At 68.5% G+C, this 18,495-nt stretch carries 22 protein-coding genes; 2 read left to right on the plus strand and 20 right to left on the minus strand.

What is annotated here, in order from left to right; genetic code table 11:
* Positions 1–390 precede the first annotated feature (390 nt).
* From D8896_RS10515 to D8896_RS19390, 4 genes are all read right to left on the minus strand, one after another.
* On the minus strand, positions 391–1,191 hold the full coding sequence (locus D8896_RS10515; protein WP_121822062.1) for a nitrilase-related carbon-nitrogen hydrolase: 801 nt from the start codon (positions 1,189–1,191) through the stop codon (positions 391–393).
* Entirely contained in the window at positions 1,188–1,622 is a 435-nt protein-coding gene (locus D8896_RS10520; protein WP_121822063.1) for an SRPBCC family protein, read from the minus strand. The genes D8896_RS10515 and D8896_RS10520 overlap by 4 nt, the downstream gene beginning before the upstream one ends.
* Positions 1,623–1,728: 106 nt before the next feature.
* Positions 1,729–1,953 (minus strand): DUF7123 family protein, encoded by a 225-nt coding sequence (locus D8896_RS10525; RefSeq protein WP_121822064.1) that lies wholly within the window; start codon positions 1,951–1,953, stop codon positions 1,729–1,731.
* 59 nt (positions 1,954–2,012) lie between these two features.
* Positions 2,013–2,195: a DUF7525 family protein gene (locus D8896_RS19390; protein WP_162991531.1), complete on the minus strand. Its 183-nt coding sequence runs from the start codon at positions 2,193–2,195 to the stop codon at positions 2,013–2,015.
* 88 nt (positions 2,196–2,283) lie between these two features.
* On the opposite strand from D8896_RS19390, the gene D8896_RS10530 reads away from it, so the two are divergent.
* Positions 2,284–3,279, plus strand: a complete 996-nt coding sequence (locus D8896_RS10530) for an LEA type 2 family protein (RefSeq protein ID WP_162991532.1) — start codon at positions 2,284–2,286, stop codon at positions 3,277–3,279.
* A 67-nt stretch (positions 3,280–3,346) separates the two neighbouring features.
* Complete coding sequence (locus D8896_RS10535; protein WP_449404866.1) at positions 3,347–3,838, plus strand: DUF7528 family protein; 492 nt, start codon at positions 3,347–3,349, stop codon at positions 3,836–3,838.
* Positions 3,839–4,121: 283 nt separating this feature from the next.
* Here D8896_RS10535 and D8896_RS10540 read toward each other — a convergent pair whose 3' ends face one another.
* From D8896_RS10540 to D8896_RS10615, 16 genes are all read right to left on the minus strand, one after another.
* Positions 4,122–5,153 (minus strand): phosphate signaling complex PhoU family protein, encoded by a 1,032-nt coding sequence (locus D8896_RS10540; RefSeq protein ID WP_121822066.1) that lies wholly within the window; start codon positions 5,151–5,153, stop codon positions 4,122–4,124.
* Positions 5,154–5,255: 102 nt separating this feature from the next.
* Positions 5,256–6,320: an ATP-NAD kinase family protein gene (locus D8896_RS10545; RefSeq protein WP_121822067.1), complete on the minus strand. Its 1,065-nt coding sequence runs from the start codon at positions 6,318–6,320 to the stop codon at positions 5,256–5,258.
* Positions 6,321–6,546: 226 nt separating this feature from the next.
* The gene (locus tag D8896_RS10550; RefSeq protein WP_121822068.1) at positions 6,547–7,239 is read right to left on the minus strand and encodes a competence/damage-inducible protein A; all 693 of its coding nucleotides are present in this window, start codon (positions 7,237–7,239) and stop codon (positions 6,547–6,549) included.
* A 38-nt stretch (positions 7,240–7,277) separates the two neighbouring features.
* Positions 7,278–8,036 carry a DUF5803 family protein gene (locus tag D8896_RS10555; RefSeq protein WP_121822069.1) on the minus strand — a complete coding sequence of 253 codons (759 nt, stop codon included), beginning with the start codon at positions 8,034–8,036 and terminating at the stop codon, positions 7,278–7,280.
* A complete protein-coding gene (locus D8896_RS10560) occupies positions 8,033–8,707 on the minus strand; it encodes a DUF2110 family protein (RefSeq protein ID WP_121822070.1) in 675 nt (224 codons plus the stop codon). Before D8896_RS10560 ends, D8896_RS10555 begins: the two co-directional genes overlap by 4 nt.
* Positions 8,707–9,225 carry a transcription factor gene (locus tag D8896_RS10565; RefSeq protein ID WP_121822071.1) on the minus strand — a complete coding sequence of 173 codons (519 nt, stop codon included), beginning with the start codon at positions 9,223–9,225 and terminating at the stop codon, positions 8,707–8,709. The genes D8896_RS10560 and D8896_RS10565 overlap by 1 nt, the downstream gene beginning before the upstream one ends.
* 264 nt (positions 9,226–9,489) lie before the next feature.
* Positions 9,490–9,771, minus strand: a complete 282-nt coding sequence (locus D8896_RS10570) for a hypothetical protein (RefSeq protein ID WP_121822072.1) — start codon at positions 9,769–9,771, stop codon at positions 9,490–9,492.
* 92 nt (positions 9,772–9,863) lie between these two features.
* Positions 9,864–10,475, minus strand: a complete 612-nt coding sequence (locus tag D8896_RS10575; RefSeq protein ID WP_121822073.1) for a COG4315 family predicted lipoprotein — start codon at positions 10,473–10,475, stop codon at positions 9,864–9,866.
* A 71-nt stretch (positions 10,476–10,546) separates the two neighbouring features.
* Positions 10,547–10,849: a hypothetical protein gene (locus D8896_RS10580; RefSeq protein ID WP_121822074.1), complete on the minus strand. Its 303-nt coding sequence runs from the start codon at positions 10,847–10,849 to the stop codon at positions 10,547–10,549.
* A gap of 54 nt (positions 10,850–10,903) precedes the next feature.
* Positions 10,904–11,191 carry a winged helix-turn-helix domain-containing protein gene (locus D8896_RS10585; protein WP_121822075.1) on the minus strand — a complete coding sequence of 96 codons (288 nt, stop codon included), beginning with the start codon at positions 11,189–11,191 and terminating at the stop codon, positions 10,904–10,906.
* Positions 11,192–11,273: 82 nt separating this feature from the next.
* The gene (locus D8896_RS10590; RefSeq protein ID WP_121822076.1) at positions 11,274–11,813 is read right to left on the minus strand and encodes a tRNA (cytidine(56)-2'-O)-methyltransferase; all 540 of its coding nucleotides are present in this window, start codon (positions 11,811–11,813) and stop codon (positions 11,274–11,276) included.
* Positions 11,814–11,862: 49 nt separating this feature from the next.
* Entirely contained in the window at positions 11,863–12,330 is a 468-nt protein-coding gene (locus tag D8896_RS10595; RefSeq protein ID WP_121822077.1) for a universal stress protein, read from the minus strand.
* Between the two features lie 3 nt (positions 12,331–12,333).
* Positions 12,334–13,974 (minus strand): sodium:solute symporter family transporter, encoded by a 1,641-nt coding sequence (locus D8896_RS10600; RefSeq protein ID WP_121822078.1) that lies wholly within the window; start codon positions 13,972–13,974, stop codon positions 12,334–12,336.
* Positions 13,971–14,435, minus strand: coding sequence for a DUF4212 domain-containing protein (locus D8896_RS10605; RefSeq protein ID WP_121822079.1), 465 nt, complete (start codon positions 14,433–14,435; stop codon positions 13,971–13,973). Before D8896_RS10605 ends, D8896_RS10600 begins: the two co-directional genes overlap by 4 nt.
* A gap of 54 nt (positions 14,436–14,489) precedes the next feature.
* Complete coding sequence (gene acs / locus D8896_RS10610; protein WP_121822080.1) at positions 14,490–16,475, minus strand: acetate--CoA ligase; 1,986 nt, start codon at positions 16,473–16,475, stop codon at positions 14,490–14,492.
* A 111-nt stretch (positions 16,476–16,586) separates the two neighbouring features.
* Entirely contained in the window at positions 16,587–18,392 is a 1,806-nt protein-coding gene (locus D8896_RS10615; protein ID WP_121822081.1) for a bacterio-opsin activator domain-containing protein, read from the minus strand.
* Positions 18,393–18,495 lie beyond the last annotated feature (103 nt).

Consider the following 18,495-nt stretch of genomic DNA (forward strand, 5'->3'; position numbering starts at 1 on the left):
TCACCCTGAACAACTCGAAGGAGATCGAGATGGCACAGGGGCTGTCCGCGGACATCAAGACCGAAGGAGACGATTGAGCGGGGAGGACCGCCGGTAGGCGTGTCCGAACTGCGATCGCTCCTTCGTAGCGAGCGACGACTGACGGCTCGCGCTTCTCTTTATACACCGAGGCTGATCCCCTGCTGGTCAACCGACTGACGGAGTGACGCGGGCCGAAAGTGAGAGACGAAAGGTACGGCGGGACGCCCCGGACCGGAACCGCCCGGGCGGTTCCGGATGTGATGTGGACGCGGACGCGAGCGCGACGGGTTTTGCCAGCACGACGTGAAAAGCGTCGACTGCTGGCGCTTGGGCGTACGGTGCGGAGACGAATAAAGCCACCGGGCCGCGCTACAGTCGGCGGTCACGCAGCGCCGGGAACTCCTCGCGGACCGCGGCGACCGTCTCCGGGTCGGCCTCGGCGGTGACCAGCGCGGGGTCGTCGTCGCTACTCGCCACGGGCGTCCCCCACGGGTCGTACACGGTCGACCGGCCGAGCAGTTCAGCGTCGTCGAACGCGCCGCTCCCGTTTATCGTCGCCACGTAGAACTGGTTCTCGACGGCGCGGGCCCGCGAGAGCGTCTGCCAGTGTTCGACCCGCGGATACGGCCAGGCGCTCGGCACCAGCGTCAGCGTCACGTCCTCCGCGAAACCGCGGTACAGTTCGGGGAACCGGAGGTCGTAGCAGGTCGTGACGGCGACCGTGTGGTCGTCGAACTCGGCGGTCGGCACGCGCTCGCCGGGCGTCAGCAGTTCGTTCTCCGCCGACTCGTAGCCGAAGAGGTGGTGCTTTCGGTAAACTAGCAGGCGTTCGCCGTCGCGGTCGAACAGGACCGCGGTGTTGGCAAGCCCCTCGTCGGCCGGCGTCGTGGCGGTCTCGGTCTCGCTCAGGTCCTCGACGATGCTCCCGGCGAGGACGCCGACGCCGTGCTCGGCCGCGGCGTCCCGGATCCGCGTCAGCGTCTCGCCGTCGAGCGGTTCGGCGCGGCGACCGTACAGGTCGAACGCGAAGTAGCCGACGTTGAACACTTCCGGAAGCGCAACGAGATCCGCGCCCGCCGCCGCGGCCGACGCGACCGCCGACTCCGCGCGGTCGAGGTTGCCGGCCACGTCGCCGGCCTCGATCCGGATCTGGGCCAGCGCGACGTTCACGCCTCGACCTCCAGGTCGGCTCTGAGCGACGCCTCCAGATTGTCGAGTTCGGCGTCGAGATTCCGTTTGAAGAAGCGCTCGACGCCGGGAAGCCGGCCGTCGACGACGAAGGAGTTGTGGAGCTTACAGCCGTCGGCGGTCGCCTCGATCTCGTGTTCGCCCGTGACCCGCATCACCTTCGACCGGCCGACGAACTTCACGAACCGGGGCGGGTCGCGCTCGACGTCCTCCGTTCGGACCGTCGCGGACGTGTCGAGCAACGGGATCGGCAGGTCGACGTACCAGACCGCCTCCGTGCCGTCCTCGTTGCGGAGTTCGAAGTCGGAGACGACGCTGATGGAGCGTGCGCGTTTCTCCGGGTCGGCGATGAACTCCCAGATTCGTTCCGGCGGTACGGCGAACTCGAAGGTCCGCTGGACCCGGACAGTCATAGTACGAACGTCCGACCCGGGAGGGTAAAAGTCCGCTGGAACGTACGGAGCCGGCGGGCACGAGCGACTCGTGTTCGGGGCGGCTTCGGCAGGGCGACCGAGCGTCTCAGCTCCGCGTGACCTTCCACGTCGTCGAGCGCGCGCGGCCCCACTTCTCGATGTCGACCTCGTCGCTCTTCTCGGCGAGTCGGGGGAGGCGGACGCCGACCTGTTTCGCCGACAGCTCGATGGCGTCGGCGATGTTTTTGGCCCGGAAGTACTGCTCGCCCCGGGAGACGCTCTCGCTCAGGTACGCGAGGATGCGTCGTTCCTCTTCGGTGTAGTCAGTCATCGTCTTCGCGCGTGTATACGTCGCTGACACGTATAACCATTTCCGTGGGTACGGAGAGCTTACCAGTAGACGTGAATGTACGCGACGGCGAGGGAGGCAAACAGCATCGCCGCGCCGAAGCCCCACGCGGCGGCCCGCTCGGGCGCGCCGACGTACATGCCGACGGCACCGGCGGCGGTCAGCAGCGAGAACAGCATCGCGAACCCGATCCCCTTGTCCGACGCGACCGTATCGGTAGCCATACCCACTGCTTCCCGCGGCGGGGACTTATATCGTTCGTGTCCCGGCCTCCCGTCAGTACTAACTCGGCGTCGTTCGTTGAGCCGGTCGATGAACGGAGACCGTCTCAAGGCGGCGTTTCTCGGGAGTAAGATCCGGATAGCGGCGACGGCGCTCGGCGTGGTGGTCGTCGCCCTCGGCGCGGCCGTCGCGCTCGGCGTCTTCGGCGTCCCGGCGGTCGAATCCGTCGACAACCGGTTCGGCGACGTCAACGACACGACGACGGTGGTGGTGACCGACCTGACCGTCTCCAACCCGAACCCCGTCGGAACGGGCTTTCTCGACGCCTCGGCGACGTACACGGTCCGGATGAACGACGTGCGGATGGCGGCGGGCGAGCGCGGGAGCCTCGCCCTCTCGCCGGGCCGGAACGAGCTCCGGCTGGAGACGTACATGGACAACCGCCGGATCCCGGACTGGTGGGTCACCCACATCCGCAACGGCGAGCGGACCGACGTGGCGATCGATGCGCGGATCCGCTCCGGGACGCTCGGGCAGGGCGTGACGATCCAGCGGGGACGGACGATCAACACGAGCATGATCGAGCGGTTCAACTCGACCGAGACCCGCGAAATCGAGGGGGACAGCCCCCTGTCGGACGGCCCGGTGCTGTACGTCAACGAGACCAGCGGTCGGTGGGGGAACGTCACGGAGGCGGAGACGCCGGTGAACACGGCGTTCGTCGCGTACAACCCCGAGAACGTCCCCTACACCGTCACGCAGATCCGCTACGAGATCACGATGAACGGCATCACGGTCGGCGAGGGAACCAGCGACCGGGAGTACATCATCGAACCACGGACGACCGAGGAGATCCGGACGCGCACCGCGATCCGGAACGAGAACCTCGACGAATGGTGGGTCTCGCACCTCCGCAACGACGAGCGGACCGAACTGCGCATCGAGTTCGCGGCGACGATAGAGGTCGAGGACCCGACCTCGATCACCGGCGATACGGTGTCGCTGGACGTCCCGCTGGACGCCATCACTCACGAGGAGACCATCGAGACGGACATCCTCGGGAGCGGCAACGAAACGTCGGGCTGACGCCGATAGAGTTTTGAGGCTCCCGTCACCATGGGTAGACGCATGACACGGAGTTCACAGGCTCCTGATCGAGTTCTTCTCCGGCGATGAGGTATCGGTATCGACGACGCAGGGCGGACAGTCGGTCGTAGTTCACGTCGACGGCGACGAACACGAGCTAGCCCGTAGCGACGCGGTCGCGCTGCGCGAGGCGATCAGCGACGCCGTGACCGAGACGCGCGAGTTCTTCCGGACGGCCGGCACGTACCGCGAGGACGGCTCCTACGAGGTGAGCCGCCGCGGCGCGGACTCGGCGGGCAACGCGAAGGTGTTCGAGAGCTTCGACGCCGTCCGCCGACTGTACGACCGCCTGCCCGGCACGTTCTCCGCGGACGACGTGGAACACACCGGGATCACTGGGTCGCGCAAACACATGCTCGTCCGCCACTTCGCCGAACACCCCGCGTTCGACTGCGAGATCGAAACGCGGAGCCCGCTGACCGCGACCAAGGTCGGCGACGACGCGGAGATGCCCGACGAGCACCCCGACGCCGCACAGCCGAGCGCGACGGCCGACTAGCGGTCGTCGCCGGTCTGCAGTCAATCACCCGTCAGCTGCAGGTGCAGCAGCCGGTATCCCATGTAGCCGGCCGACATGACCACGCGGCCAGCGCGAGCGCGCGGCACTCCGACGCGCCGCGGGCGAGCGTTCGGGGAAGGGCAGGCACTCGAAGCGTGCCTTCGCGACCGCGAAGGCTCGCGCAGACTAGCGGTACCTGGGTCAACGCGCGAGCGAAGCGAGCGCGTTGCGGCGGACATGAAAAGGGCGCAGCGCGCCGCGCCAGCGGCGCGCAAGGGCTTTCTTAGTTAATGGTAGTGTGCTCGCTCTCCTCGTTCAGCGCGAGGTTCGCGGCGATCTCGGCGTTCCGCATGGCGAACTCGGCGGTCTGCTGGAGGCTGACGAGCACCTCGCGGACCTCCAGCAACGAGTCGTTCTCCATCTCCGGCAGGTCCGAGAGGATCTCCTGCTGGCGGTCGCCGATGTCGTGGAACAGCTGTCGGACCTCGATGGTGAGGTCGTAGTCGCGCTTGACCGCTGACTCGACGGCGAGCGCGGTGATCTCGTCGACGTCGTCGGTGAACTCGCGGATGCGCCGCATCGTTCCGCTGTCGATGTCCAGGCTGTGGCCGTCCGATTCGAGGACGATCTCGGCGATGTCCTCGGCGTTGTCGGCCGTGAGTTCCAGGTTCTTGGCGATCGAGCGGTAGCCGATGAGCGGGAAGCCGTCGCCCAGGCCGACCGCGCGGGCGAGGTTGGGGTTCTGGTAGGCGGTGAAGATGAGCCGCAGGAGGAGGACGAAGATCTTGTTGGCCTGACGCTCCCGGTTCAGGGCCCGCTGAGCGAGGTCCGGGTTACCGTGGGCCAGCGCCTTGATCGCCTCGCCGCGCATCGTCGAGCCGGTGGATTCGAGCCGTTCGAGCAGGTTGTCGAGCGTGAAGTCCTCCGGGTCGACCGAACAGCGGATCGAGATGCTCTCCGGGGTCTCCTCGATGACGCCCAGGCCCATGAGCTGCGTCTCGGCCTTGTAGACGGCGTTGATGTGGTCGGAGTCGAGCGCGCCCGAGGACTGCTCGACGCGGATGACCCGGCGGCCGAGCACGTACTGCGCGAGGATCGCCCGCTCGACGGCGTCGGCGTCCAGGTCGTCGGCGTGGATGATCGCCTCCGAGTCCCCCGTGCTGACCGACTCCGGCATCACCGTCAGCGTCCCCTTGCCGCCCATCCGGAGGGACACCTCGTCGCCCTTCTCGACGTCGTGTTCCTGCGCCCACTCCGCGGGCAGCGTCATCGCCAGCGTGGACGGCCCCAGCCGTTGCACCTTGCGTGTTTCCATGGCAGTTCAATGGCGAGCGGATACCTTAACCTTGACTATACCACCATTAACACTACGGGAGATATTATAACAATAGTTGCCGGTCCGGCAGGGGTGGGTTGCTCAGACGACCTGCAAGAGGCGGCGTTCGACGCGACCGACCCGGACCTTCCGCCAGCCGCGGAGCGACTCGTCGACGGCCTCGTCGCCCGTGTCGACCCGGAGGACGCCGACGGTGTCGAGTTTGGCCTTCGAGGCGACCGCCTCGACCTCGGACCGTCGGATCACCGCCGGCGATATCTGGTCGTTGCCGCGGCCGAAGAGAAACCCCTGCCCGCCGATCGGCGAGACGACGATCACGTTGCGGTCGCCGAGCGATTCGAGGATCTCGTCCTCGGTCGCGTCCCGCACCAGCACTTCGCCGTCGTGCCACACGTCGACGCCGAGCGGTGACCCGTCGAACCCGAGCGCCTCCTTCACCGCGCCGACGGTGCTGCCGGGCCCGAGGACGTACGTCGTGTCGGGGTCGACGTCGGCGGCGACCCCAGCTGCCAGCCCCTCGACGCTGCCGCCGCCGAGCTGCTTGCTCGACTGCACGGCGTCGGCCACCGGCACCGGCCGGACGGCTTTCAGTTCCGTCTCCACCTCTCCGCCGCGGTAGGCGTCCTCGTCGATGTCGTTTATTTCGCGGTCGGCAACGTCCTCGAACGTCGCGGCGATCCGCCCGGTATCTCGGGGCGAGACGCCGAAGGTCGAGGAGTACACTTTCACGCCGGCCGGGACCCCGAGCATCGGCGCGTCGCTGTCGCGGTCGGTCAGCGTCTCGGCCACGTCGACCGCGGTGCCGTCGCCGCCGGCGAACAGCACGAGGTCGACGCCGCGGTCGACGAACTCGGCGACCGCCTCGCGGGTGTCCGCGGCGGTCGTCTCCGCGCCGGGGTCGGTGACGACTTCGGGGTCGAACCCCGCGGCCGCCGCCTCGTCCGCGCCCATGCGCCCGCCGGCGGCGAGCAGTTCGACCGCGTCGGCACGCTCCGCGAGGGCGTCGAGCGCCTCGCGAGCGCGGTCCGGCGCGCGCGGCTCCGCGCCGCGCTCGCGGGCCGCCTCGACCTTCCCGTCGGTGCCTTTCAGCCCCACTCGACCGCCCATCCCGGCGATGGGGTTGACGACTACCCCGATCCGTCGCATGGACGGATCTTCGCGCGTGCAGGCAAAAATCGTCTGCCCGCGCCGGTTCGTCAAGAGTTAAGAGCGCGGCACCGAAACGCCCCGGACATGACGACGATCCTCACCGAGACCGCGCTGCCGATGGACGCCGTCGGCTACGGCGTGCTGGGCGTCAGCCTGCTCATCACCGCGGCCTGGCTCGCGTACCTGTATCGGTGACCGGCGCGGTGACAAGCGGTCGGTCCCGCTAGTTCTCGACCGGCTCGACCCGGTCGCGGATCCAGTCGGCGGCCGCGGCGACCTCGTCGGCGTCGCCGCCGCTTATCTTCACCCGGACGTGGTCCCCGGGGTAGCAGCCGACGGTCACGTCGAACCGCGACCGGAGGTCGTCGACGCGCGACAGCAGGGCGCTCTCCGGCTCGTCGGCCTCGACGACCGCGACGTGTTTCTCCGCCCCCCGGAACTCCGCCTCGACTCGCTCGAACATCGCCTGCATCTCTGCGGGGACGCCCGGCAGGACGTACACCGACTCGACGACGCAGCCGGGGGCGACGCCCACTTCGTTGTGGAGCACGCGAGCCCCTTCGGGGAGGTCGGCCGTCCCCTCCGTGAGGTCGTCGCGGGTGTAGCCGCCGTTCTCCGCGAGCCACTCCAGCGCGACCTCGTGTTCGACCACGTCGCGGCCGAGCGCGGCCGCCACCGCCTCCATCGTCACGTCGTCGTGGGTCGGCCCGAGCCCGCCGGTGACGAGAACGGCGTCGTACTCGGCCCGGTACTCGTTGACCACGCGGGCGATGTCGGCAACGCGGTCCGGGACGACGGTGACGCGCTCGACCGTCACCCCCCGGCCGTCGAGCCGGTCGCATATCCACGTCGCGTTCGTGTTGGTCGTGTCGCCCGACAGGAGTTCGTCGCCGACAGTGACCACCGCGGCGTTCATGCGCCTTGCTTACGGGCGGGTGAGTAAAAGCTCGCGGGCTACCCCATCCCCGGCGGCGGCCCGTCGTCGAACTCGTCGTCCTCGGTGTCGACGTCCAGCCCCATCTCCTCCCGGCGGCGCTCCAGTTCGCGGATCTGCCGGAGGTAGTAGATCAGGCCGGCGACCAGCACGACGCCGAGGACGGCGACGATCCCGCCGAAGATGTAGATGTCCCGGTCGAGGTAGTACCGGACGAACACGTTGCCCTCCGGGTCGTCCCACCGCAGGTGGACGCGGTTATCGACGACCTCCTTCTCGGGGTTGCCGGGGCTGACGTGGCTAAACAGGAAGTTCCCGGTCTGGTGGTTCGGCGGCAGGACCACCTCGTGGGACCCCTCCACGAGCACCGGCGACCCGAACTGCTTCGGGCGGGTGTCGGCCGTGTACGCGACGGTTCCGTTCTCCGACGGCAGGTCGATCACCGTCTCACTCCCCTGCTTCTCCACGTCGAGGGCCGAGCCGTTGACGAACGTCCCGTTGGCGTCCCGGAACTGCACCGCGCGGACGTTCACCGGCTCGTTGCCCGCGAAGCCCTGCTGGTAGACGGTCAGTTCGGACTGGTTCGAGACGTCGTACACGGCCTGGTACTCCGCGCCCTCGATCGTTATCGTCGCCGTCGCGTTCGTCTCCCAGTCGTATTCGGCGGATTCGTTCAGCTCCTCGTCGGTGATGTCGTCGGCGAAGGGGCCGAAGCTACAGCCGGCCGTCACGGCGAGCAGGCCGACCACGACCGTGCCGAGGAGGAGCCGCCTGTTCATGGGACAACGCAGCGGAGTTCGGCGGGGAGGTACTCCCCGATGCTCGCGAGCAGGCCGGGCGGGTCGGTGCCCTCGCCGCAGACGATCGACTGTTCGAGCAGGCCCAGGCGCTCGACGGTGACGATGTCGCGGGCGTGGCCGGCGCGGTTCACCGTCGCGCGCACCTCGGCGCGGGTCGCGCTGTTGACGTTGACCCGGCCGTCGCCGCGGGTCCACTCGTAGAGCCGGTCGCGCTCGGCGTCGGCGAGGCTGTGGGCGTCGTCCTCGCCGCCGTACACGAACCGCATCGGCAGGTGCTGCACCAGCCCGAACCGTTCGCGGACCTGTTCCGGCGAGCCGGGGCCGAGCCCGAACTCGTCGGTCGGGACCCGGATCGCTTCGCCGGCGTCGAGGACGAACCCGTCCTCGTCCCACCGCTCCAGCGTGCCGACGTACGTCTCGCCGGCCTCGAACTCGCCGGTGATCTCCCCCCACTCCTCGCGGAGCAGGTTCCGCGCGACGACGGCGTCCTCGCCGGAGACGGTGACCGACGGGAAGTCGTCGTGGCGGACGCCCACCTCGTAGCTCACGTCTAACTCGTCCAGCGCGTTCCCGACCAGCGAGCGCAGCGAGTCGACCGCACGCTCCCGGGCGTCGCCCTCGACGTACAGCTTGGTTGCCAGGACGACCATTATGCCTCGACGTTCAGTTCGTCGCGGAGCGCCGCGATGCGGTCCTCCATCGAATCGACGAGCCGGGTGTTCTCCATCGCCTCCAGCGGCGAGCCACATTCGGGGCACTCGAAGCCGAAGTCCATCGCCTCGCCGAACTCGAAGCGGATGGAGTCGACCTCACAGAGGTAGAACTCGTGGTTGCGCTCGTACTCCTCGCGCTCCTCCAGCGCCTCCAGCAGCCGGTACATCTCCTCCTCCAGGTTCTCCGGGATGTTCTCGTACTGGAACGTCCAGAGGTACGTGAGCCACCCGGAGTCCTCGTCTCGCAGGCGGCGATACGTCGCCAGGTCGTTCTCGTAGAGGATAAACAGCGCCCGGCGCACGTCGTTGAGTTCGAGGTCCAGCTCCTCCGCCAGTTCCTCGTCGGTCACTTCGCCGTCCGGCGGGGCGGCGGCGACCGGCATCCCCTTCGGTCCGACCAGCTCGTGAAGGTACTTCTGAATGACGGGGTCCTCGAGCAGGTCCTCAAAAGCCATTGGTTACAACCGGGGCGGTCAGGCGTTTAAAACCTCCGAATCACTCACTCGGTTCGGTTTTCGTGGCTCGCAGTCCCTTCGGGACTGCTCACCTCCGGAAGACTCCCTTCGCTCGCCTTCCGAGGTTCGCGATTCCGTCGGAATCGCTTACCTCCGAATCACTCACTCGGTTCGTTCCGGGGCGATGCCTCCCGGGGTAGCAGGCCAGTTCGGTGGGCAACTGATCTCCGGCCGTCGTGGACGAACTCCCGCACGGTCCGGGAATCAATCGCCCGTTTCGGACTGGTGATTGTACGCCCAGTACAGAAAGAGCCCGATAAACGCCAGTCCACTGACCCCGGCGAGGAGGTCCGAAACGAACTGCGGGAGCGAGAGCACCGCTGCAGCCCCCGAAACACCGTACGCGAGCAACGCGGCGGCTCCAACCAGCATGAACGCGAATTCCGCCCGGGAAACACGGCCACGAACGACCCCGTATCCGCCCAACCCAGTCACCACCACGCCGAAGACGACAGCCACGGACTGTACTTCGGGGCTCTCGACCATAACGTGTCACTCTCACATAGAGTTGGTAAGCTTTCTGCCTGTACTGATCGGGGAGCAGATCCGAGTGTGATGTCCGTTCCACTCTGGTACGCTTACCACACGCCGTACGACGGTCCGGAGTCGGTCGTGTCCTCGCCGGTGGTTCCGGAGTCCATCCCGCCGTCGCCCCGGACCGGCGTCCCGTCCGGGGCGAGCACCCACCACACGTCGCCGACGCCCTGCCCCGTCGCGTCGCCGGGTTCCTCGTCGGGCGCGTAGTAGTACAGCGGCCAGCCGTTGGCGGCCACCTGTGCCGAGCCGTCCTCGCGCTCGAACGTTGTCAGTTCGGCGGTGACGCCGTCGCCGGCCGTCGGATCCTCGGCCGTGAGCGGCGGCCAGGTCTCCGCACAGCCGCCGGAACAGGTGCTCGCCCCTTCCCCCTGCGTATCCTCGTCGAACATGTACAGCATCAGCCCGTCGGGGCCGACGAGCACCTCGCCGTGGTCCGGGTGGGAGCGCACACTCACCGTCGCGCCGTCGTCCATCCCGCTTCCGTCACTGTCGGTCCCGTCCATCCCGGTCGTCTCGGTGTCGCCGTCCATCCCCGAGGCGTCGGTATCGGTCTCCGTATCGGTTGCGTCGCCGTCGTCGCCCCCGCCGAGACAGCCGGCGAATGCGAGCGTCGTTGCGGTCGCGCCGAGGAGTTTGCGCCGAGTCGGTGGCATATTCGTTCGGAGGCGCTCCCCGTGAAAAGTCGTTTTCCGAACTGCGTCCAAACTTCGTCCCGAGTCGGGGGTCACCGGAGCGTGACCCGCGCGACGAACGCGAGCGCGACGAGTTCAAGCGTACAGAGCATCGTGACGCCGACCTGCACGTCGGGATCCGAGAACTCGAACCAGGCGATGAAATCGGGGTGGAGGACGTAGAAGTAGAGCCAGAGGAGGTTTTCCAGCAGGAGAAACGCCGCGAACACGAGCAGCGCGAGCGTGTGGCTCGCGCCGTGTCGCCGGTAGTTGCGGAGCCAGACGGCTCCCAGCCCCAGCAACACGACCGCGTTCGCGGCCGCCGCGAGCCTCGCGGCGGTGAGCCAGACGTCCATCGTGTGCCCGTTAGTAACTCCCCGTTATATGTGCTGTCCAAACTTCGTCCGACATCAGTCGCCCTCGCCGTCGACGGTCTCGAAGATCTCCTCGACCACGTCCCAGTTCGCCCTGACCTGGTCCGTACACAGGTACACCGCGGCGTACTCGTCGCCGGACCGCTCGACGACGTTGTTCTCCAGCAGCACGTCGAGATGGTGCCGGATCGTCGTGTAGTCCATGTCGAGCCGCTCGGCCAGTTCGTTGGCGTTCCGCGGCCGGTCGTCGAGCGCCCGGAGGATGCGAACCCTGGTCGGACCGCCGCGCGAACTCGCGAGCAGGTGCCAGAGTACGCCCTCCATCCAGCGGCATTTGCGGGGCGGGGGACGTAAACACCGGGCAATCGGCTGGCAAGCGTCCGGGCTGTCGGGGCCGCCGTAGCTGTCACTCCTCGTCGGGCGAGACGACCTTTTTGCCGGTTTCCATCGGGACGACGCGCTGGTCGGCGTCGGTCCACTCGCGGTCGAGTTCGCGCCCGTCGAACAGGCGGTCGAGGAAGACGGCCAGCCCCGCAACTTCGGAGTGGGGCTGGTTGGTGACGCCGACGTTCCAGTCGGCGGCCTCGTACACGTCGAACGACACCTTCTCCGCGCCGACGACGACGAGGACTGGCTCGTCGTCGTGGGCCGCCCGGATCGCCGACTCCACGTCCTGGACGCGCTCGCCGTACATCGTCAGGTGGACGACCGCTCCGGGCCAGTCCCGGATCGTCGCTTTCGGCGAGTCGACGAGTTCGGCCGAGAAGGGGCCGCCGAACCGGTCGGTGATGTCCTCGACCGTCTCCTTCGCCTGCGTGGACGCGGTCAGCAGTACGCGGTCGGCCCCGAGCGCGCGGGCGGTCAGCCCGACGTGGGTCGTCATCCGCCCGTCGCGGCCGGGTCGGTGGCCGAGCCGCAGCACGGCGACCTCGGGTTCCCCCTGCATGGGGGACCAGTCGCGGGGGAGCGGTTAGGGGGTTTCGCTTCGGAACGCGCTACTCGTCGTTCTCGTCATCCGCGTCAACGACGAGCACGGGGATCGTCGCCGTGCGGACGACCCGTTCGGTGACGCTCCCGAGCAGCACCCGGCTGATGCCGGAGCGCCCGTGCGACCCCATCACCGCGAGGTCGATGTCGTTGTCGTCGATGTACGCGACGATCTCGTCGTGGGGGCTGCCGACCGCGACGTGTTCGACGGCGTCGAGCCCCGCATCTGCGGCCGCGCGAGCGACCGCCGCAGTCGCCTCGTCGGCCTTCTCCCGCACCTCCGGCATCTCGCTCAGTTTGCCCTGCCGGAGGCGCTCGACCTGCTCGGTGCCGAGGCTGTAGTTGGTCGCCTGCAGGTCGACGACGTACAGCGCGTGTACCGTCGCGCCGTACCGCTCGGCGATGTCGACGCCGTGTTCGATCGACCTGCGGGCCGGTTCGCTTCCGTCCGTGGGGATCAGGATGTTGTCGTACATTGTTCAGTCGTCTGCGGGCGCGTCGCTATCGACGATATCCTCCGCCGAGTCCATCTGCTGCATCGGCTCGGGACTGTGGCACTGCCGGACGAGGCGCTTGATGTCCTCCGGGGGTTCCTCGGTCGCCATCGAGACACCGATGGTGACGGCGAACACGATCGGAACCGCGATCAGCGCCGATCCGATCGCCGGAACCCACTGGGCCAGCGTCGGCGAGATGGTGCCGTCAAGCGAGCCGACGTACGTCGGCAGCACCTCGTTTATCATCGGGATCGTCCAGATGACGAGGCCGGTGGTCATGCCGGCGAGCGCGCCCTGGCGGTTCGTGTTCTCCCACCAGAGCCCGAGGAAGAACATCGGGAACAGCACCGCGCCGGCCAGCGAGAACGCGTAGGAGACGAGCGCGGCGATGGGAGCCGCCGGGTCGAGCGCGGCCAGCGTCGTGATGACGCCGAGCGCGACGATGGCGGCACGGCCGACGAACACCTGCTCGCGCTGGGTCGCGTCCTCCTTGATGATGTTGGCGTAGATGTCGTGGGAGATCGCCGACGACCCGGCGATGAACAGGCCGGCCGTCGTCGCGATCGCCGCGGCGATGCCGCCGGCGGCGACGAAGCCGACGAACCACCGCGGCAGCTCAGCCAGTTGGGCCGCGAGTACGACGATGGTGTCGGCCTCGGCGGTGCTCATCCCGACACCGCCGTAGAGGTCGACGCCGAACGCCGCGAACGCGGGGGCGCTCAGGTAGAGGAGGCAGATGAAGAACAGCCCCCAGACCGTCGACCAGCGGGCGGTCCGCTCGCTCTCGACCGTGTAGAACCGCACGAGAACGTGTGGTAAGCCGCAGGTCCCGACGACCAGCGAGAACGCCGTCGCGATCCAGAGGTAGTAGCTCTCGTTGGTGAACGGCTCGCTGAACTCGTTGCTAAGCTGGTCGAACAGCGCCCCGTACTCGATCTGCGGGAGCACCGTCGAGTAGCCCTGCGAGAAGCCGACCGCGTACAGGCCGGCGAGGAACGCGACGATGAGGATGACGTACTGGACGGCCATGTTCTTCGTCGCGCCCAACATCCCCGAGAGGGTGAGATAGCCGACCGTTATCGCCATCATGAACACGACCATCGACTGGTAGCCCGAGAGGCCCGGCAGGCCGATGTCGCCGAAGATGTACAGGCCGACCAGCCCCATCCCGCGAGCCTGCCCGATCGCGTAGACGAAGCCGATGAGGAACGTGGTGACTGCGCCGATGGCGCGCGCGCTGTCGGAGTTGAACCGGTCCCCGACGAAGTCCGGCGCGGTGTACTTCCCGAACCGGCGCATCTGCGCGGCCATGAAGATGAGCAGGATGAAGTAGCCCGTCGACCAGCCGACGATGAACGCCAGCCCGTAAAAGCCCGAGAGGACCATGATGCCGGCCATTCCGAGGTACGACGCCGCCGACATCCAGTTCGCGCCGATCGCCATCCCGTTCTCCACGTTGCCGATTGAGCGGCCGGCGACCCACATCCCCTCGGCGTCGGCCACCTTGAACAGGTAGCCGATGACCAGGAACAGCAGCAGCATCGAGAGGACGAGGATCGCCGGCAGGAGCTTGAACGAAACCTCGAGCCCCTCCGGGAGCAACTGGAGCGGGACCGCGCTCATTCCTCGACACCTCCGTCAGCGGCCGGCGTGCCCTCCCCGGTGCCGGGGCTCGACCCCGACCCGTGCTCGATGCCGTACTTCTCGTCTAGCTTGTCCCGTCGCCGCGCGTACCAGAACGAGAGCGCCAGCGCCCCGCCGGGCGCGCCGATCGAGACGAGGAAGTAGTGCAGCGGGAAGCCGATGCCGGGGATCGTCTGGGTCATGACGCCCGGCGCGATCGCCGTCGCCGTCACCGGCCCGAACACGACCACGGCCCAGATGGCAAACCCCGTCCAGACGACGCGGAGGTGGTCGCGCATGAACGGGGTGCTCGGCTTCAGCAGGTTCACCTCCCTGTCGAGGTAGTCGGTTTCGCGGTGGCTCTGTGCGGCACTGGTGACCGTGCCGCCGTCCGGTTCGACTCGTCCGTCCGCCGAATCGTGCGTGGTGTTCTCACTCTCACGCGTGTCGTTGTCTGTCATAGTTGCGTTAGCTCGGTGGTGTCTCCCTGCGTTGGTTCGAAAAACGGTGCCCGCTCAGTCGTCCCCGACTTTCGCCTGGATGTCGTCGACGACGTCGGGGTTCCGCAGCGTCGACGTGTCACCCAGGTCGTCGTCGTTGGCGATGTCCTCGAGCAGGCGGCGCATGATCTTGCCCGACCGCGTCTTGGGGAGTTCCGGCGTGAACACGACCTGTTCCGGACGCGCGATCGGGCCGATGGCGTCCTCGACGCCTTCGACGATCCGGTCGCGAAGGTCGTCGCCCTCCTCGTAGCCGTCCTCGGTGATGACGTAGGCGTAGACGGCCTCGCCTTTCATCTCGTGGTCGCCGCCGACGACGGCCGCCTCGGCGACGCCCTCCACGCCGACGATGGCGCTCTCGATCTCCATCGTGCCGAGGCGGTGGCCGGAGACGTTCAGCACGTCGTCGACGCGGCCCAGCACCGTGATGTAGCCGTCGTCGTCGATCTTCGCGCCGTCCTCGGGGAAGTAGATCCACTCGTCCTCGTCCGCGTCGGAGTACTCCGCCCAGTACTCGCTGACGAAGCGCTCGTCGTTCTTGTACAGCGTCCGGAGCATGCCGGGCCAGGGCTTCTGGACCGTGAGATGGCCGGCCTGCCCGGGGTCGACCTCCGCCTTGTTCGGGTGGATCACCTTGGCGTCGACCCCCGGCAGCGGCGGCCCGGCCGACCCGGGCTTCATCGTGTTGACGCCGGGGAGCGTGGTGACCATCATGCCGCCGGTCTCGGTCTGCCACCAGGTGTCGACGATGGGGCACTCCTCGTTCCCGATATGCTTGTAGTACCACTTCCAGGCGCGGGGGTTGATCGGCTCGCCGACGGTGCCGAGCAGGCGCAGGCTCGATAAGTCGTGCTCGGCCGGGTACTCCTTGCCCCATTTCATGAACGCCCGGATGGCGGTCGGAGCCGTGTAGAAGATGTCGACGCCGTACTCCTCGATGATCTCCCACAGGCGGTCCTTCTCCGGGTAGTCCGGCGTCCCCTCGTACATCACGCTCGTCGTCCCGAGCGCGAGCGGCCCGTACACGATGTAGGAGTGGCCGGTGATCCAGCCGATGTCGGCCGAGCACCAGTACGTGTCGTCGGCCTCGATGTCCAGCACGGCCTGGCTGGTCCAGCTGACGTACGAGAGGTAGCCGCCCGTGGTGTGTTTCACGCCCTTGGGCTCCCCGGTGGTGCCGGAGGTGTACATGAGGAACAGCATGTCCTCGGCGTCGCGCGTCACGGGGTCGACGGACGCGCCCTCGTGTTCCGCGACGAGGTCGTCGTAGTCGTGCTGGCCGTCGCCGAGGTCGTGGTCCAGGTCGTCGCCGAGGCGGTCGACGACGACCGTGTCGACGCCGTGGTCGACGCCGGAGAGGCCCTCGTCGGCCTTGTCCTTGTGGTCGAGCGCGTCGCCGCGGCGGTAGTAGCCGTCGCAGGTGACCAGATACTCCGAGTCCGCGCTGTTCATCCGGGTTGCCAGCGCGTCGGCGGAGAAGCCGGCGAAGACGACGCTGTGGGGCGCGCCGATGCGGGCACACGCCAGCATCGCGACCGGGAGCTCCGGGATCATCGGCATGTACATCGTGACCACGTCGTCCTCCTCGACGCCGAGGTCACGCAGCGCGGCGGCGAACTCCTCGACCTCGTCCAGGAGTTCAGCGTACGTGTACGTCCGCGTCTCGCCGAGTTCGCCGACCCACTCGATTGCCGCCTCGTCGCCCCGGCCGTCCGCGACGTGCCGGTCGAGGCAGTTCGCCGAGGCGTTTAACTTCCCGTCGGTGAACCACTCGTAGAACGGCTCGTTCGAGTCGTCGAGCACGGCGTCGTACTCCTCCTCCCAGTCGAGGAGGTCCGCCGCCCGCTCCCAGCAGTCGGGCCAGTTCTCCGCGAACTCGTCGTAGATGGCCTCGTCGGAGACGTTCGCCTGCTCGACGAACGACTCCGGCGGCTCGAACGCCTCCTGTTCCTCCAGGCGGGCTTCGAGCTGTACGTCCTCCGGTGACTCACTGTCTCCCATGGTACAGTGTTTCAGTCTCCAACCTTCACAATAAATCCTCCATCTAAATGTACAAACCCGTCGCCCGTTCCGAAGCGTTGTCGGAGCCGCGCCGGACCGTCGGGGGCGGAGCTACGTTCCGTCGGGAGCGTCGTCGAACACCGCCTGCAGGAGCTCCCGCTGGCCCTTCCGCAGGTGGTTGTGGAGCGTCGGGGAGGAGACGCCCATCGCGTCGGCTATCTCCTCGGCGGTGCTCTCGCGGGGCCAGTCGAAGTAACCGCCGGCGTACGCCGCGTGGAGCGCCGACTCCTGGCGGTCGGTGAGCCGGTCGTCGACGCCGCGGCGGAACTCGTCGACGCTGCGGGCGGAGCGTTCGGTCTCCCGTTTCCCGATCACTGCCGCGCTCGGGAACGCGTCGGCGACCCCGTCGACGACCGACCGCAGGTCCGCATCGCTGGGCAGCTCCGCGGTCAGCCGGGTTCCGTCGCCGCCGACGTGCAGGTCGCTCACCGTCGCGCCGGCCCGGGTCAGGGCGACGGCGGGCGTCGTTCCGGTGACGACGAACTCCAGCAGCGCGTCGTCACCCCGGGCCTCGACCAGCCGGAACGATTCGACCGCGTCGGCGGCCTCGGCCCGGTCGAACGCGGCCGACGGCGACGCGCCGGCGATCGAGAGGTAGTAGACGAGCGCCGCCTCGTCGCCCGAGACGAGCGACTCCAGCGTCAGCGTGCAGTCGCAGTCGGCCGCGACGCGGTTGAAAAAGGAACGCTCGCCGTCGACCCGCAGTTCCAGTTCGACGACCGCGTCGGAGAGGAGTAGCTTCCGCCGCCGGAGCGCCGTGACGGCGTGGCCCACGCGCCGGCCGAGCGCCCGCAACTGCGCCCGCTCCTCGGCGTCGAACGCGTCCGGCTGGTCCGACAGGACACAGAGGACGCCGTGGGTCGTCTCGCGCGCGACGAGCGGGACGACCGCCAGCGACGCCGCGCCGCAGGCGCGGAACGCCTCCCCCTCACCCCCCGCAAGCGGCGGGTCGGCCGCCCGCCTGACGACCGGCTCGCCCGTCTCCGCCGCCCGGTCGACGGCGTCCGTCGCCGCGACCGCCGCCGCCATCGTCGCTGCGGCGTCGTCGGCGACGCCTGCGACCGCACTCGGTGACCCGGCGTCGGCGGCGACCCCGGCGGCGTTCGTCCACGCGCCGACGTACGGGCCGCCGGCCAGCCCCTCACAGGTCGCCCGCTCGACCGCGTCCCGGCTGTCGGCGGCCAGCGCGTCCTCGCCGGCGGTCCGGACGGCCGCCGCGACCGCCTGCCGGTGCTGGAGCCGGTCGAGTTCGTCGGGGGTCGCCCCGCCGCCGTCGCCGACGAGCCGGTCCAGCGCGCCCACGAGCGCCGCCTCGTCGGGGGCGTCGAGATACGGTTCGAGCGCCTCGAAGCTCCCCCACCCGCAGGCCGTCTTCACGACCCGGGGGTTGGCGTCGGCGTCGACGAGCAGGCGGCGGGTGAAGTAGCGCCGCAGGTCCCCGACCGAGAGGTCGGCGTACCGGTCGTCGCCGGTGCGTTCGGCGGCCCGGTCCGTGGCGTCGGCGACGATCATCCGGACGCGGCGCGCGCTCACGTCGACGAGCCGGTCGTCCGGGTCGACCCCGTTGCTCCGCGCGTACCGCCGGAGTTCGCGGGCCAGCCCCGGCGTGACGAGCGTCTCGCGCTCCACGCCGCCGTCGCCGTCCGCCACCGCGAGCAGGTGTCGTGCCGGCTCCTCCCGGACCTGCCGGAGGTCGGCCGGGCGCACCCGGGGCATCTCGTCCGCCCGGAGTCCGCCCTCGCCGGCCAGCCGGATCAGCACCCCCTCGCGGTAGCGCTCCGTCGTCCCCCGGAGCCGCTCGTAGGCGGCCGTGTCGAGCCACGCGCCCCGGTCCGTGGTCGCCCCGCTCGCGCTCATCGTTTCTCCGATACAGCGACAGCGAAATGAATCCTTCGGTGGAAACGGTGTGTCAGTTCGGGGAAATTCGCGGATATCTCCGACCATCGTTTCCGCTTTTCAG

This window comes from Halostella salina (assembly GCF_003675855.1).
In the GTDB taxonomy this organism is placed as follows: Archaea; Halobacteriota; Halobacteria; order Halobacteriales; family Natronoarchaeaceae; genus Halostella; species Halostella salina.